Raw genomic sequence first — 15,763 nt, forward strand, 5'->3', positions numbered from 1 at the left:
TTCCAAGCGTCCTAACAGCAATTCGGCGTTTTACCTATACGGTAAGGCCGTGCCACAGGCGCTTTATGCCTACCGTCAAATTTCTTGTTACTTGTATTTGCCCCCCTATTAGATACTGGGGGGTAAATTGCGGTCGGCTGGCGCCGACCGCCGCCTAACGGCGCTTGCGGCTTTCGCTTCGCACGCCGTGCGCCACGGCATCGTGGACGATCCTCCTTTAGCAGCCCAGTTCAAGTGTTAGTCAATAAACACGAAACTGCTTATTTTTAGTTTAGCAGGCAGATGTTAGCCAGTCAACCTTATACTGCTTGACAAATAACACTAAAATTGCTTTAATTTTAGCAAAAGAGTTTCATTTCATGTTCATTTGCCGTCACACCGGCAATCACACACAAGATTCGAGGCAATGTTATGTTCGGAAAGAAACCCGACCAGATCGAAACAAAGATTGGTCTCAATATCAAACGCATTCGTAAAGCCCAAGGATTGACGCAAAAGGACTTAGCTGATGAGCTAGGCATCATCGAGCAAACTGTATCTAAAATCGAACGCGGCGTGTTCACCCCGTCTGCTGACACGATCATGCAGGTTTGCGATGCGCTCAACGTCACGCCTAACGAGTTGATGCTCGACAATCCAGAGATGCAGAAGTGGCAATCGGAGAGGCTTGAACATCAAGAACATTCCATCAATGGTTTCATGGACGATATTACCCGCGCGCAACAACTATTTGCTCAAGCAGACATCGCGCGCGACGCCAAGGATACAGATACAGAAAAAGCGTACCTGGATCAGATCATCCAAATGTACGCTTGGCAGAACAAAGATATTCGTGAAATTGCCGAGTGGCTAAATCGGCGGCACCTCAACGATTATTTACAGAAGATGCAAACCGAGGTGCGGCAAGCGCTGATAGCGAACCACAAAAGCTAACCATCTTAATGCATTTCCCACGCCTGCGTCGCGGCTTGTACGGCGTCCCATGGTGCACCCAACGGCGGAGAATACGATAGATCTAAATCACTCATTTCTGCAACTGACATGCCATTGTATATGGCCACAGCATAAATGTCATTACGTTTCGCCACCTCACTGCCATATGCGCCAATCAACTGAGCACCCAGCAAACGCCCAGAATTGCGATCACCGATGATTTTGATGGTAATTGGCTTTGATCCAGGAATATAGGCTTTGTGATCATCGGGAACAGAAACTTGGTCAATCGGGTCAAATCCCGCAGCACGTGCTTCCTGGGTAGTTAATCCGGTTCTTGCGGCAACCAAACCAAAAATCTTCAATACTTGCGTCCCCACGACGCCTTGGAAAACAGCGGGATGTCCAGCAATGTTGCTGCCTGCCACCCGTCCTTGCTTGTGCGAAGTGGTGCCTAGTGGTAAGTATGTCGAGTTCAGTAAGCGGTGTTTGGTCGCGACCAAGTCTCCAGCTGCCCAAACATCCTTGAGTGAGGTGTGCATTTGATCGTCAACTTGTACGGCGTCATGCTTATCTAACGTTGCGCCCGCCTGTTCTAACAGCTCGGAATTTGGTGTAACCCCCGTGACGACTAATAATAAATCAAAGTCAGCAATACGAACCTCTTCTTTGCCAAACTGCACGGAGATTCCTGCTACTCTTGGTGAAATTTTTGAAACACTTGCTTCGGTAATCACTTCGATATCATGTGCGAGTAGCTCTTGGTGAACGATTTTTCCCAAATCACCGTCAAGGGTGCTGAGGACTTCACCCCCGCGCTGAAAAATCGTTACTTCCAAGTTTCGATGACGTAAGGCTTCCGCCATTTCAAGTCCGATGTATCCAGAGCCAAGGATTGCGACGCGTTTCATCGTCGGTTGCGATAACAATTCCTCGATTGCAAAGTAATCTGCCATGGTGTGCAAGACCCGAATTCGTGCATGAGACACATCAAGTCCAGTGATTGCAGGCACAAGCGGTCGGGCACCAGTGCCTACCAAGAGTTGGTCGTATTGATATACTTCAGTTTGGTGCGTATCCGTGTGGGTTGCGACGACCTGATGAGCAGTTGCACGAATCTCGCGGACGGTCGTATTCATCACAAAGTTGATGCCAGTACCTTGCAACGTCGCCAAACTACGATGCGCCAAATTTTGCCATGGCGTGACTTCGCCACCAATGGCATATGGAATTCCGCAAATTGACAGATTGGGAAACTGGTCTTGTAACAAAATGGTGACCTGAATGTTTGCGTTAAGTTCCTTTACGCGCAAGCCGCAAGAAATGCCTGCATCGCTGCCACCGATGATGAGTAGTCGCTGGTTTTGTTTCGTCATATTGATTGCTCCTTATGGTTGATTAGCCAAAAAGTGTCAATGAAAGGTAAAGCCCGAACAATGTTACTAATAATACTGGAAGGGTGATTGTGATACCGATCTTAAAATATTGTCCCCAACGAATCTTAACGCCTTTTTGTGCCAAGACGTGTAACCAGACCAACGTTGCCAGAGATCCGATTGGCGTAATTTTTGGTCCGAGGTCAGAGCCGATCACATTCGCAAACACTAGGCTTTGGTGAATCAGGCCGGATGCGTCTACGCCTCTAATTGCCAAAGCGTTGATCATCACAGTTGGCATATTATTCATTACTGCGGATAATCCGGCAGCGAGAAATCCAGTGCCAACTGTTGTAGCTAGTCGTCCATAATGCGTCAATGCTTGTAAGACACCTGTTAACAATTGAGTCAAGCCGACGTTTTGCAGACCATAAACGACGACGTACATTCCGATGGAGAAGAAGACGATACTCCAAGGCGCACCTTTTATTACAGATTTGACACTGACAGCCTTGCTCTGCTTCGCCAAGAGCAAGAAGACGATCGCAATTGCCATAGCAATGAATGAGACTGGAACTCCCACAAAGCCGCTACCGAAATAGCCAATCAGAAGCGCTGCAAGTACTCCCCAAGCAATTCGAAAAAGATGGTGATCTTGAATGGCAGACTGCGGCGTCGCCAGCGCATCGGAAGAAAAGTGTTTAGGTAGTGCGCGACGAAAATATAGATACAAGATGACAACGCTAGCGACTAGTGAGAAAAGATCTGGAAGCCACATTCGCACTGCATATTGAGAGAACGAAAAGCCAAAGAAATCCGCGGAAACGATATTTACCAAATTACTTACAACTAACGGCAACGAAGTCGTATCCGCAATGAAACCGCTGGCGATGATAAATGGAAAAACATTACGCTCATCGAGTTTAAGTGCACGTACCATTGCCAGCACAATCGGTGTTAATATCAGTGCGGCACCATCGTTAGCGAACAATGCTGCCACAATGGCACCAAGTACCGAAATCAGCACAAACATCCGAATCCCGTTGCCCTTTGCAAGACGGGCCATATGCAAGGCAGCCCATTTGAAAAAACCAATTTGGTCTAATATCAACGAGATAATAATAATCGCAACAAACGATAATGTCGCATTCCAAACGATGCCGAAGACGGTCTCAACATCCGCAAAACTGACGACACCAAAGATCAGGGACAACACACCACCAATCATCGCGGTGATGCCAATCGAAAGGCCTTTAGGCTGCCAAATCACAAAGATTAAGGTGATTAAAAAAATACCAATTGCAAAAAAAGCCATGATGATAAATTCCCCCAAACGCCCGTACTGATTTACTCACAACTACGATTCTTTATTTTGCACTGACACTGTTCGCCATCAGTAAATAAATCAGCCACAGCCAATTGAAAACGCGATACAAACGATGGTTCAAGAGAATAGCGTTGCCATTTACCTTCACGACGGCTGGACGCAATGCCCGCTTGTTGCAACACCTTCATGTGATGTGAAAGTGTTGGTTGAGAAAAATCAAAATGCTGTAGTATATCGCATGCACATAACTCGCCACAACTCAGCAAATCAATGATCTGAATTCGATGTGGATCACTCAACGCTTTCATATATCTGGATAGTTGTTCGTATTGATTCAAAATCTCGCCTTCTTACATAGATGAGCATCTATATGTAGACTAACCAGATATACACGTCTTGTCAATGCTCAACGTAAAAAAACATCGTCCCGATCAGGAGACGGTGCTTTGATATCGAAGTAAACTTTTGACATGTGAGGGTGGCACATTCGTGGCACATTCCATCAGTAAATTTTCTGATGTTGATGCTGTAAGACGACCTAATAATCGCGCTGTGCCGCGATGTTGGACTTTAATCAAATGAGTTAATTATTTCCCGGGTGATCTGGTCGAACGGCATGGTGCCGCGCACGTTCTGCAACGCGTACTTGTACTCGCGCACGTACGGGTCAAGCGCGGACACCAGCTCCTCGACGTTCTCACCGGTCCCGACGTCATCGAGGCACACGACCAGCCCGGCCGCAGCGTACTTCTTGGCGGCCTTGACCAAATCGCCGACTTCCACCTTCTGGGCCTCGTCGCCGTGACGCTCGGTCAGTTCCAAGATGAGGTTGTCCGGCGCCACGTCGATGAGTGCAACCAGCAAATCATAGTAACGTGGATCAATGAACTGGGTCTGATCGAGGTTGAACGCGATTAACTGGAGTCCATCCGGTAAGGTCTTCATTGTCTCAGCCAGCAAGCTCGCCATCAGTTCAGGATCGATTTTGCTGAAATCCGCCGGCAACGCCCACGGCCCGTTTTCTTCTTTTTGTTCACGCAAGAATAATTCATATCCGGACAATTTGCCGGTATGGATTGAATATTGTGCCTGACCCCAGAGTCTAATCATATTTTTTCACCGCCTGTTACCAGGCATCCCCTCAATAATTATTTTGCTGCCGGTGTATTCGCAGCCGTCCCTGTCGTCCACGTGACTGTGGATGTGTAATCACCAATCCGTGCACTTGGCGCCTTGGCCAACCGTAAATTGGCCTGCAACTGACCATAAAGCGTAAAGTTACCCGTTGCATGGCCACTATAGATGACAGTTGGGCTGTTGTCGTCAACCACGGCTCCCTTACTTGACAGTTTGTCCGCGGATAATCCAGCGTTGGCCACATCACTGCCAGAAGTGTTTGGTGTAAATATGGTCGTCATTTGCGCAACCCCATCAGGAGTTGAATCAGATGTTGAATCAGATGTTGAAATTGGCTTCTGGTCCGCGGTGTTAACAAACGGTGTCATCTGCGCGCTAACGGTCCAATTAACAGCCCCAACGTGGGCCCCAAAACTAAACATGGTTTGCCCGGTAGCCGATAATGCCTTTCCCGAAACTGAATAGTAGCCACTGATAATGCGTGACAGCGTTGGCTTCCCTTGTGCCTCCGCCCCATCGTCCTCAGCGGTTTGATCCGTGAAGTCCAAATCAGGTGCAGAGTAGATGGTGGGCGGCTGCCGCTCATTAATGACAATTTGGGCCGGATTCGAGCAGTAGGTTTTGCCGTTGTAATCGAAACTAAGCTGATAGACATCGCCATTGTTGAGGTAAGTTAACTCAGGGGTTGTATACGTCAAATCAGATTTAGTAAACCCATCAAGATCACCATCCTGTTTCCCAGGTACATTAGCTATTGGTAGTCGCCAGAAGGTAATGTTCTCTAATTTTGAATTAGTTATTGCATTAGTAAGTGACGGCGGAGTTTCAGTTAGTTTCAGCGAACGCGTGCCTAAATCCCCCTTATCGGCATGTTCAGGATTCAAAGCGATAATGTACAAGCGTTTCCGAACGCGAATGATTTTGCCATCGGTCAGCTTAACCAGTGCCACAACGTCAACACCATCATCAAAGCTGTTAATCTGTGCGGCGGTTGATGCATTTGCCGTGACCGTAACTGAGTTGCTTGACTGGTTACTCAGCGTTGGTGCGCCCGCGACACTATCTGACGAATTTGGTTTGGTAATCGACCAAGTGGTCTCCGCAATTTTACTTGCGTCGAATTTTTGGTTTTGCGTATCGTCATTCAACGTAACATCAAGGCTAGTCGATGGGTTGTACTTAATCGCTGCAACATTTTGTGTAGAGTAGTGTGGTGCAAAGATGAAGTCAGCGTTATTCGCAAACTGCAAGCTTGCCTTGACTGCGGCCGTGTCTTGCTCAATTTGCTTCTCCTGCGTCACCACATCATCAATTTCCTTAATCTTTTCAGCAATTTTATCAGTAATTTGCTGCAAAACTTGTGGATCCTTGCTGTCAACATAGGTCTCAACTAATTTCTCAAGATCGGTAACTAAATCCGCCCCCCACCGGCCTCAATATACTGGCTATTATCAGCGATATCTTTATCGGCCGTGTCCGAGGTATCGACTGCTCGCCGTTCTTCAATGACGGATAGTTTCCCTGCTTGACCCAGATTAACCGAGCTAGGAACCAACCACGCCCACTTCTTGGCGCTGTTGACCGTGACCCTAGTACCGTCTGCATTATCCATGTATCGTGACGCCAACGTAGCCGGCTCACCTTGAGTCGCGTAATGCAACTGGTCACCGGCCATCGTCCCGCTGCCAATGACAATGGCCGAGATACTTTGTCCTTTATAGGTAATTGGCTTGGGGAGAATAATTGAGCTTTCAACCTGGGGGTGAAGTTGAACTTTAAACCCAAGTTTTCCCAGAATAACTTTGTAGAACTTTGTGCCATCAGTCTTTTCACTAAACTGTTCCTGCACCGTTATCTGTGTGACAGCATTACGCGTTGCTTCGGGTAATTTACTTAAGTTAACGTGCACAAATATATCTTTGTTAGCAGTCAATTTGTAAGTTGTCGGCCAATTCGACTGATCAACGTCGACCGACATCGCTGACCAATCATTACTGCCAATAGCCAGATATCCTCTGCTATCTTTAGCAATCGGGTACTTGCCGTCCGCATCAGAGGAATAGGTCATCACATCGCTTGTCCCATCCTCACTCCGCGTCTGTCCATCAATGTACTTGCTGTTGCCAAGACTCAACACTAGTCCAAACTCGCCCGGCACATACCTAGTACTTGTCAGTTTTAAGGGTTGTGACTGTTTGGCAATCCTAAACGTCAGGGTCGCGTTGGGGTCAATAACCTGCGTATTGGAGTCAACCTGAGTTAACGCCGAGGTCGTTACACCAGCAAATGGCAGGCTGAAGGTGTCTGAGTTGACCATCTCCCATGAGCTCTTACCTTCCGTTGGAGTGCCAGTAAAGTTATCATTAATCGGTATTGGCTTAACTTCAGCCGCCCCTGAACCGTCATTTTTAGCCACCACAATGGCGCAGACACTTGCAATAAGCGCCAGTACCAATAATACATATTTAACTGTCGACTTGCGTATCCGCATTGTGGCCCCTCCTATTTCTGTTCGGGTTCGTCATCCTTTTTCCGCCGCTTCAACAATAGAATAATCAGCAGCAAAATGATAATTAGCATGAGGACAATCAGTGCAATCAGCCACCAGGGAATCTGGTTATCTGGCTTCAGGCTCGCGGCGTCGTTAATCTGTTTCACCTGGTCCCGCGTTACGGTGATTGTGCGGCGGAAGTGCCACGTGCGATCACCGGAGTGCGCGGTCAAATCAATTGTATACTTCCCGGGCGTGAACGCGTTGTTCGTGTACAGTCCGAAATCAAAGTGGGAATTGGGCGCCATCGCGTAGTCACTGACCTTGCGCGTAAGCATTGGCTTAGTTGCGTTGCCCTTGTACACCTTGGCGTTCACGGTCATCTTCCCGAACATCTGTGGCTCGTAGTTCTGGATGGTGGCCAGAGCTGACGCCTTACCGTTTTGCATCCCCAGCTTGAACTTCATCAACTTGAGCGCTGGGTGGACATACTTGGTGCTGGTCCGTAACTCAATGGCTGAGTACATCGCGTACTTATTGCCGAGCGTCATTGCACCGCTGGACGACTTACCGTAAGAAGCGTTATCGATTGCGTACAGGCTGCCAAGCAAAATGCCCTTGAGCCCAGTCTGCGGAACGGTGATGGTGAAACTGACCTTCTTGGTTGCCCCAGCTGCCAGAGCAACCTTTTGCGCATGACCCGCTAAATCGGACAAACGGTACTTGGCAGATTTATCTTTCGGGCCATCTGGTGAGTAGGCAATCTGGCCGGCGTCCGTCGTGTAGGCGTCCGCAATTTGCACCCTGATAACCTCAGACTTTTTCGTCATGTTCTTGACGTTCATCGCAAACGTGACTTTCTGTCCGGGCTTCGCGGTGATGTCAAAGTAGCCCGCATCCTTGCTTGCCTTGTCCGCAAAAATCGGCGTGATGGAAAACGTCGACCCCTGTGCGCTGGCATGGGTTGCCGGAGCAATTGCGAAAAGCCCGAGCATCAAAGCCAATCCGTATACTAGTCGTTTAAACATACAATCCCCTAACTCGTTGCCAAAACTAAAATTACCCCCGCCCGCCTATTTGGCGTAAGGCAGGGGTAAGATTGTCAGTCAATTACTGTGCGCGTGATTATTACTTAGTTAACGTCGTACCAGATTGACTTGCAACTGGTGCGCCACCGGTAACTGTCCAGGTGATGTCAGCTGTGTAGGTACCAGCCTTGGCAGTAGGGTCTGCATTAAAGTTCAACGTAGCACCCGTTGCATTGATTGTGGACGTACCTTGACCAGATCCGATCTTAGCTCCGGCAACTTGGCTACTTGCTGTACCATCACTTGCCAGTGTCGCAGTAGCAGGTAAATCTGCAGTGTCTGTAGTCAGATTGTTACTGGCCGTCTTATCAGTATTCAGTGTTGGTGTAAATGCCAAAGTCCCGTTAATCGCGTCATCCCCATTATTGAATGGCGACATCTTTGCAGTCACACTCCAGCCCTTGCTGTCACCAGTAAAGTCCTTGACGACGAGCGGGCCGTCAATCTTAGCGTCATTCAGCTTGGCACCTGTAGTGATGACATCAACCATGTCGGCATTGCCAAAGGTAAAACTAGGTGCGCTCTGCAGGTACAACGTGCTACCGTCGCTACCCTTATCGCCAGAGTTATCAATGTTAAATGTTGCAGTGCTGTTAACAGACTTACCAGTTGTTGTGTCAGCCGACACCTGGTTCAACCCTGCAAGTGCAAATGCTGATGCAAAAGCAGCAGCCAAAAATAATTGCTTCTTCATAAGCTTTATCTCCTCTAATTGTGAAAGTCACTTTACATAAGTAACCTTATCACAAAATTTATGATTTGATAATGCGTTTGAACCAACATAACAGCCTTAACCACGCGGCTGACGGGCGTTCAAGCGCAATCCGCCAGTTGTCAACAATCCATAAGCTGCCGATTTAGATATTTTTCGATTAAATAACTTATTTTCTTGCCATATTGGCATCAAGCCCGTGGTGACGGCCTTGAACGCGGCTTCTGCAGATTTTTATGTGACCTTTAAATACTTAATTTAGTCCCGAATTAACCGTGCTTATAGTTATCATTCGCTGATGTAATGCAAGATTCCAAAAAACCCGTTCGATTCGTCTGGAATAATTTTGCTCTAGGCGCGCAACCTGTTCGGCTAGTGCTGCCCCGTATCCAAAAAAATGCATATATTCACTGCAAACGATGCTTGGGTTGAGCCTGCCTGTAAGCAAACCAAATAAGCCGCACCGGAAACTGACCGGCGCGGCGTTTGACGCCGTTAATGATGGAATCGAAATCTACTACATCTCAAAGCGACTAGGCCATGCAGTAATTCAGGTCACGCTATCCACATACAGTCATTTACTCGATGCGCAGCGCAATGCTCAAGCTGAAAAAGCGATGACTGCACTAGCCAAAATAGGTTCACAAAAGGTTCACAACTTTGCAGAAGCCGACAAAAACCAGCAGAACTAAAAAAAGAGAAACGCCGATATATCAACGTTTCTCAAACCTCGCGGAACCCCGTCGAAGCTAAAAATGGAGGATCTAGGATTCGAACCTAGGAACCCGAAGGAACGGATTTACAGTCCGTCGCGTTTAGCCTCTTCGCTAATCCTCCATGTATTCTCAAGAACGAAATTAATAGTATCGAAAATTCGACGCCATGGCAATAGTTTTCGCACATTTTGTTTGCAAAAGATTCGCATTAACCGGCTAAAGTGTCATTACCTGCAGGGTAGCCCGCCACTCGGTCATGAAATCTGTGCTCTGCCACTCATGCCGCCGCTTAGTCCCGTAACCCACCGGCATGTGCAAATACCTAACGCCATCAATCGTGCGCGCAGCATCCCGCCGGTGCAGGTGACCGAACCCGACAGTATCCACGTGTGCTTCCGTCAGCAGGTTCCCCAGCGCCTGACTGCCGAGAAAGGCCGCCACCTTCGCGCCGACCTCGCTCTGCAGCATTTGCGGATTCAAGAAGGCCCGCTGCGGCACGAAATGCGTCGCAAAGATGATTTGCCGGCCAGCATTTGCCGCCAGCTTGGCCCGCACCTGCGTCAGCACCGCCTGCATGCGCTCGGCATCGCTTTGGGGTTGTTCAATCACCCCGTCAATCCAAAACGCCTTTTTCCAGTGCCGCAATTCACTGGGCGTGACCCCCGCATCGGCGGGAACGAACGAATAATCGTACCAGCCGTTGTTCCCCACCAACGTGGCGTTGGTCCCCGGAAGTTGCTCCGCACGGTTGTGCAAATACAGCGGATCGTCCAGCTCCTCCAATTCGGCATAGCTAATGCCCCGCACCATGTCGTGGTTGCCGGCCAGGTACCGCACCTGCACGGACGCCCCGAGCTGCGCCTGCAGCTGTGCATAAAAGGAGCGCGTCTTAGTGAAGTCGTTGAAGGTGTCCCCAGTGTTCACGTAATAATCCACCTTGGCCGCGATGAGGGCGGCGGCCATCTGCGGCAAAATCGCCGCGACGTCCACCCGATTAATGTCCAAATGGTTATCGGAACTAAACGCTATCTTCACAGTGGCACCCCCTTTTCCTTAAATTCTAACACTTGTCGCTGGCGTCCAGGCAGTTTCTGCTGGTTTCATGCGCCACCAAGCCGCATCTCATCCGCACGCAACCCCAGCGGCGCCAGAACCTTGACATTTTCCGCGCCAACCAGCTCATGCATAAGAAAAGCACTCAGATTGACCATAATCCGAATGCCCCAGATAAATAATTTCAACTTAATTTGGCCAATAGACCGCCGCTTTCGATTGAGTTCTATTAAGCTGTAACAAAAAAATGACCACCTCGCAACCATAGAAATGGTCACGCGGAAGTCATTTTGTACGGCAATTATTAGTTAACGCCAGCCATCAATTTTTCAATCCGTGGCGTGACGAACATGAGCAGAATCCCGAGCACAACCGTTGCGCCCCCAACGAACCCGAAGTAAAGGAATTCGTTGCCGGGGGTGTAGAACTTAACGACCTGCGCGTTGATTGCCTGCGCCGCAGCGTCGGCCAGGAACCACATGCTCATCATCTGCGAGCGGAATGCCCGTGGCGCCAGCTTGGTCGTTACGGACAGCCCAACTGGGGAAATGAGCAGTTCGGCAATTTCAACCACGGCCCATGAGAGCACAAGCCAGAGTGGTGAAACCAAACTGTGGACGCCGTGCATCCCGATTGGCAGCATCATGACGATGAAACTGAGCCCGGCAATCATCAGCCCCCAAGTAAACTTCTTGGGTGAGCTTGGCTGCCGCTTACCAAGGTGCATCCACAGCCAAGCAAAGAATGGCGTGTAGATGATGATAAACAGTGGGTTCAGACTTTGGAACCAGCTGGCAGGAATGGTGAAGCCAAGGAAGTTCAGCTTGGTCTGCGTTTCGGCGAACATTGCCAGAACAACGGAGCCCTGTTCCTCAATTGCCCAGAAGATAACTGCGGCGAGGAACAGCGGAATGTACGCCCAAACCCGGCTGCGTTCCGTCTTCGTCACCTTCTTGCTGGTCAGGAACATTGCAAAGTACGCGATTGGCACGATGATGGCAATGAACGTGATGAAGTTGATGACGTTGGTCAGGTTGAACTTGCCCATGAGGCCCATGATTCCCAGAACAGCGGCAATGGCCACGACTGCTGCCACAACCTTGAGCGCCAGTGCCTTCATTTCGTCAGGACGCAGTGGATCTGGCGCAGCGAAGTCATCCTTGTTCAGGTATTTGTTCCCATCGACAACGTAGAAGAACAGCCCGATAGCCATCCCAATTGCCGCAAGTGAGAACCCGAGGTGGAAGTTCACCTTCTGGCCGAGCCAACCAACGATTAATGGGGCAATGAAACTCCCCATGTTGATGCCCATGACCAGAACGGAGAACCCACTGTCCCGGCGCACGTCATCTTGGCTGTACAGGCCCCCGACCATTTCGGAGATGTTCGGCTTGAGCAGCCCGGTCCCGATAACGATCAGTGCAATAGAAGCAAACAGGGCAAATTCGCCAAACGGAAGGGCCAAGAAGATGTGGCCGAACATGATGAAAATCCCACCAATGAACACAGTCTTGTGGCCACCCCAGATGCGGTCGGCGGCGAAACCACCGATGATACTGCTGAGGTAGACGAGTGACCCATAGATGGCGGTAACGGACATGGCGGTTGCCTTGTCCATCCCGAGACCACCCTTGGTCACGGCGAAGTACATGTAGTAGAGCAGGATGGCTTTCATCCCGTAGTAACTGAATCGTTCCCAGAATTCGGTGAACGCCAGTGTTGCTAGCCCACGGGGTTGACCAAAGAACGCGTGGTCAGAGTCTTTTTTCACGGTGCAACTTCCTTTCAAAAACGCTTAAAGTTATAAATAGTTTCGTAATAAGTTACAATTTTAAGCGTTAAATGGCCGTGACACAAATCAAAATGAGACTATGTGTCATAATTAGTCACTTTGATGAGGCAACATTAAGGACTTTGCAGCGTAAAAATTACGTCACACTTACGTCAATGTGGCATTATCTTTAAGCGCTTCTCATTTATTTGTTTTTGTTGAGATGACAACCTAATTCCCCAAAATGATGTAAAATGACGATATACGCCGACCTAATAATGTTGGTCCCGGTTTCACATTTAATGACACGATGTTATTTTTCAATAATTTCAAAAAAATTTGTTCACTAATGATGAACGCCCGTAATTAAGAGCTTGCTTTGGACAATAAAATTACCGATACACTGACAAAACAGGTCCATTAACAGCGCATGATGGGTGCAGCCAAATGGGAGGGACATTGATGCGAATTGCAGATACGCTATTAACTGAAACTGACCGGCAAAAACTTGACTTGTTCGTCTTCCTGCGGGAAATGCCGACCTCCGTGCGTGAATACGCGCAGGAACGTGACCTTGCTTATGCATCGGCACTGCGGCTATTCAAAGAATTACGCGCCGACGTGGCCGTCATCGCCCCCACAGCCGGCAAGAAGGAACTGGATAATCTGACGGCCGTGACCATCAACGACTACCGCCGCTATTTGTACGCCAGCAGCGTCGTGACCCAGTTCACCCTCTCAACGGTGACGAACTCCGCTTCGAGCATGGCGGAGTTCGCCCAACTACATAAGATGAGCATCTCCACCCTGCGTCGCCGCATCGCACCTTATATAGAAGAACTTGAACGGCACAACATTTGGCTGAACTCTTCTGAATACCGACTGAACGTGGCGGAGCCGGTAATCCAAAGCGTGCTGTACGCCATCTTCAAGAGCAGTGGCATCAATCCGCGCACATTACTAACTCCGGCCGAGCATGCGGCCTACACCAGAATTAACGCCTTTTACGCCGGCAGTCAGTACCTCGTGCACGGCACCGTGATTGACCAGGATCGTGAAATCATCATCGCAATCTGGCTGCTGCGGCTACGCACGGCGCTGGACCACCTGAATGTCCCAATTGCCGGTCACGCGGAACACAACTTGCTGCACCTGCACAAGGACCTGAGCACGGTCAAATCCAGCGTCCAGGCTGCCGGCATCATACCCGGAACCAGTTCGACGCTCAGTCACCTGGTGCACGAGCTAGATTACCTGATTTGTTTAGCTCCCTACCAGGTGCAGTACCTCAGCGATTCTGGCAGCAAACTCTTCCTGCGCACGCTTAACGCCACCTTGCCGAAACTGCCCACGCAGCTGCGCAGTCATTTTCAAGGCCGCAGCGAACTGGTCGGCAAAATCCACCGACTGTACTTCCGGGTCCTCGCCATCGCGACCTACATGCGGATTTTTGACAGCGAACCGTTCATTGATGGCGGCTTTGTTAGCCTGACGAACTACAAACCGAGCACACAGGCGCTGACGGAATGCGTCAACACACTGCTGACACCGGAAGTGACCGCCGATTTATCAACCAACCAGATTCAACTCCTGCTGGGCTACCTGGATAAGCACGTCGGCCTCATCCTGATGACCGGCTGGCGCACCACCGTGTACGTCAGCGACGAGTTCACCCCCGTGGAGCTGGACACGATGTCGAACTGGCTGTGGGGCCTGGTCGACATCAAACCCGCAGCCACCGTTGACAGTGCAGACGCTGGCAGTAGCATCCTGTTGTACCAACACAAATGCGACTACATCGATCAGCTCATTCGTTCAACGGGCGTTACGCCACTGCAGTGGATTCCCGAGCTTTCCGCAGCAGTCAACGCGGGGCGGTTGACCAAGCTCCTGCGCATCAAACACCAATCCATCTTCTCCCTGTAATTAGCAGCGGGAGGTGAGCACCCAAATCGGGCTCGCCTCCCGCTTCTTTGTTGTGCGTAGTCACCAGTACCGCGCCGGCCGGGGCAAAAAAAACCGCCTGCCCGGCAAAATGCCTTGCAGACGGAATTCAATACTCCGGTTGTCGGACTCGGACCGACGACAACCTGATTAACAGTCAGGTGCTCTACCAACTGAGCTAAACCGGAATAACTATTATTACCACGTTTGAAATAGTACACCGAAACCACCATCTCCGTCAAGCGATTTTGTGACGAAATTATCAGATGCACAGTCATCATGAAAGTTTGGAAACGTTGACGCATAATGGGTATAAAAAAAGCATCCTGATCAGGATGCTTTCACGTCGTAATAAGTGCCAGCTGCAGGATTCGAACCTGTGACCCTCGGTTTACGATACCGATGCTCTACCAACTGAGCTAAGCTGGCAAATTGATGACCCGTACGGGATTCGGACCCATGTTACCGCCGTGAAAGGGCGGTGTCTTAACCACTTGACCAACGGGCCATGTCATCAACAACAAGATATACTATACTAAGATTGTTCCAGTCTGTCTACCCCTTTTTGCAGAAAAAGTGACAATATTTTCATTGCTGTGAAAAATCCTTCATGGTTGAGGCCCCCCAAACCGCGGATTTGCGCCATTTGCAGTGAAAATCGCGGAGCCTACTTTACGTCACATTTTTTACTAAAAAAGCATTATAACTACATAATTAACTGCATTATTCACCGTCACAATCCGTCACGATACAAAAATAAAGGGTAATGACGAGCCGCACTTGCCCGTCACTACCCTTTATTGCTTATTTTCGTCGTAGGCTAGGAAATCTGCAACCCAGCCGGACAGATGCTTTGCGATGGGCGTGAACCCATTGCGGATTTTTCGGTTTGTCCAGTAATGCTTGCGCCGTGCATGCGGCAACATCTCTGGATCCGGCTGCAATGCGCGAATGGACAAGCTGATTTTGTGCGTATATTCATCAATGTCCAGGATAATCACCCGAACTGTCTGCCCAACCTGGAAAACATCATCGAGCGAGTGCACGAATCCGTGCTGACACTCGGAGATGTGAATCAGACCCTGCTCCTCATCGTCCAGTGCGACAAACGCACCATACGGTTGGATTCCGGTAACCTTGCCAGTAACGATATCACCGATTCGGTAGTCCATACTGACACTTCATTCCATTAGACTTCCCGGTAATTATAACAGA

At 49.4% G+C, this 15,763-nt stretch carries 14 protein-coding genes and 4 tRNA genes; 3 read left to right on the top strand and 15 right to left on the bottom strand.

What is annotated here, in order from left to right:
• Nucleotides 1-411: 411 nt before the first annotated feature.
• On the top strand, nucleotides 412-933 hold the full coding sequence (locus EKN00_RS09000) for a helix-turn-helix domain-containing protein (RefSeq protein WP_127849800.1): 522 nt from the start codon (nucleotides 412-414) through the stop codon (nucleotides 931-933).
• A 5-nt stretch (nucleotides 934-938) separates the two neighbouring features.
• On the opposite strand, the gene EKN00_RS09005 is transcribed toward EKN00_RS09000, so the two are convergent.
• The 8 genes from EKN00_RS09005 to EKN00_RS09040 all read right to left on the bottom strand — a co-directional run bounded on the left by EKN00_RS09005 (nucleotide 939) and on the right by EKN00_RS09040 (nucleotide 9,046).
• Nucleotides 939-2,309 carry an FAD-dependent oxidoreductase gene (locus EKN00_RS09005; protein ID WP_127849801.1) on the bottom strand — a complete coding sequence of 457 codons (1,371 nt, stop codon included), beginning with the start codon at nucleotides 2,307-2,309 and terminating at the stop codon, nucleotides 939-941.
• 22 nt (nucleotides 2,310-2,331) lie between these two features.
• Nucleotides 2,332-3,627 carry an arsenic transporter gene (locus EKN00_RS09010; protein ID WP_127849824.1) on the bottom strand — a complete coding sequence of 432 codons (1,296 nt, stop codon included), beginning with the start codon at nucleotides 3,625-3,627 and terminating at the stop codon, nucleotides 2,332-2,334.
• Nucleotides 3,628-3,656: 29 nt separating this feature from the next.
• Nucleotides 3,657-3,944, bottom strand: a complete 288-nt coding sequence (locus tag EKN00_RS09015; protein WP_127849825.1) for an ArsR/SmtB family transcription factor — start codon at nucleotides 3,942-3,944, stop codon at nucleotides 3,657-3,659.
• A gap of 262 nt (nucleotides 3,945-4,206) precedes the next feature.
• Nucleotides 4,207-4,746, bottom strand: coding sequence for an EAL domain-containing protein (locus EKN00_RS09020; RefSeq protein ID WP_127849802.1), 540 nt, complete (start codon nucleotides 4,744-4,746; stop codon nucleotides 4,207-4,209).
• A 38-nt stretch (nucleotides 4,747-4,784) separates the two neighbouring features.
• Complete coding sequence (locus tag EKN00_RS09025) at nucleotides 4,785-6,128, bottom strand: hypothetical protein (RefSeq protein ID WP_127849803.1); 1,344 nt, start codon at nucleotides 6,126-6,128, stop codon at nucleotides 4,785-4,787.
• Nucleotides 6,129-6,184: 56 nt separating this feature from the next.
• A complete protein-coding gene (locus EKN00_RS09030) occupies nucleotides 6,185-7,264 on the bottom strand; it encodes a hypothetical protein (protein ID WP_127849804.1) in 1,080 nt (359 codons plus the stop codon).
• Nucleotides 7,265-7,275: 11 nt separating this feature from the next.
• Nucleotides 7,276-8,292, bottom strand: a complete 1,017-nt coding sequence (locus EKN00_RS09035; RefSeq protein WP_127849805.1) for a WxLIP family cell surface protein — start codon at nucleotides 8,290-8,292, stop codon at nucleotides 7,276-7,278.
• A 100-nt stretch (nucleotides 8,293-8,392) separates the two neighbouring features.
• The gene (locus EKN00_RS09040; RefSeq protein ID WP_127849806.1) at nucleotides 8,393-9,046 is read right to left on the bottom strand and encodes a WxL domain-containing protein; all 654 of its coding nucleotides are present in this window, start codon (nucleotides 9,044-9,046) and stop codon (nucleotides 8,393-8,395) included.
• A 446-nt stretch (nucleotides 9,047-9,492) separates the two neighbouring features.
• Between EKN00_RS09040 and EKN00_RS09045 the strand changes: the two genes are divergently transcribed.
• Nucleotides 9,493-9,756 (top strand): hypothetical protein, encoded by a 264-nt coding sequence (locus tag EKN00_RS09045; protein WP_127849807.1) that lies wholly within the window; start codon nucleotides 9,493-9,495, stop codon nucleotides 9,754-9,756.
• Nucleotides 9,757-9,820: 64 nt separating this feature from the next.
• Here the strand turns inward: EKN00_RS09045 and EKN00_RS09050 are convergent.
• From EKN00_RS09050 to EKN00_RS09060, 3 genes are all read right to left on the bottom strand, one after another.
• A tRNA-Tyr gene (locus EKN00_RS09050) sits at nucleotides 9,821-9,901 on the bottom strand.
• Nucleotides 9,902-9,996: 95 nt separating this feature from the next.
• Nucleotides 9,997-10,815 carry a metallophosphoesterase gene (locus EKN00_RS09055; RefSeq protein ID WP_127849808.1) on the bottom strand — a complete coding sequence of 273 codons (819 nt, stop codon included), beginning with the start codon at nucleotides 10,813-10,815 and terminating at the stop codon, nucleotides 9,997-9,999.
• Nucleotides 10,816-11,137: 322 nt separating this feature from the next.
• Nucleotides 11,138-12,604: a peptide MFS transporter gene (locus tag EKN00_RS09060; RefSeq protein ID WP_127849809.1), complete on the bottom strand. Its 1,467-nt coding sequence runs from the start codon at nucleotides 12,602-12,604 to the stop codon at nucleotides 11,138-11,140.
• A gap of 462 nt (nucleotides 12,605-13,066) precedes the next feature.
• On the opposite strand from EKN00_RS09060, the gene EKN00_RS09065 reads away from it, so the two are divergent.
• Entirely contained in the window at nucleotides 13,067-14,530 is a 1,464-nt protein-coding gene (locus EKN00_RS09065) for a hypothetical protein (protein WP_127849810.1), read from the top strand.
• Nucleotides 14,531-14,663: 133 nt separating this feature from the next.
• Here EKN00_RS09065 and EKN00_RS09070 read toward each other — a convergent pair.
• The 4 genes from EKN00_RS09070 to EKN00_RS09085 form a co-directional block, all read right to left on the bottom strand.
• Nucleotides 14,664-14,736, bottom strand: a tRNA-Asn gene (locus EKN00_RS09070).
• A 168-nt stretch (nucleotides 14,737-14,904) separates the two neighbouring features.
• Nucleotides 14,905-14,977: transfer RNA gene (locus EKN00_RS09075), tRNA-Thr, on the bottom strand.
• A 7-nt stretch (nucleotides 14,978-14,984) separates the two neighbouring features.
• Nucleotides 14,985-15,056: transfer RNA gene (locus tag EKN00_RS09080), tRNA-Glu, on the bottom strand.
• A 289-nt stretch (nucleotides 15,057-15,345) separates the two neighbouring features.
• Nucleotides 15,346-15,720 (bottom strand): CvfD/Ygs/GSP13 family RNA-binding post-transcriptional regulator, encoded by a 375-nt coding sequence (locus EKN00_RS09085; RefSeq protein WP_127849811.1) that lies wholly within the window; start codon nucleotides 15,718-15,720, stop codon nucleotides 15,346-15,348.
• Nucleotides 15,721-15,763: the final 43 nt, after the last annotated feature.

Source organism: Lacticaseibacillus hulanensis (assembly GCF_004010095.1).
GTDB lineage: Bacteria > Bacillota > Bacilli > Lactobacillales > Lactobacillaceae > Lacticaseibacillus > Lacticaseibacillus hulanensis.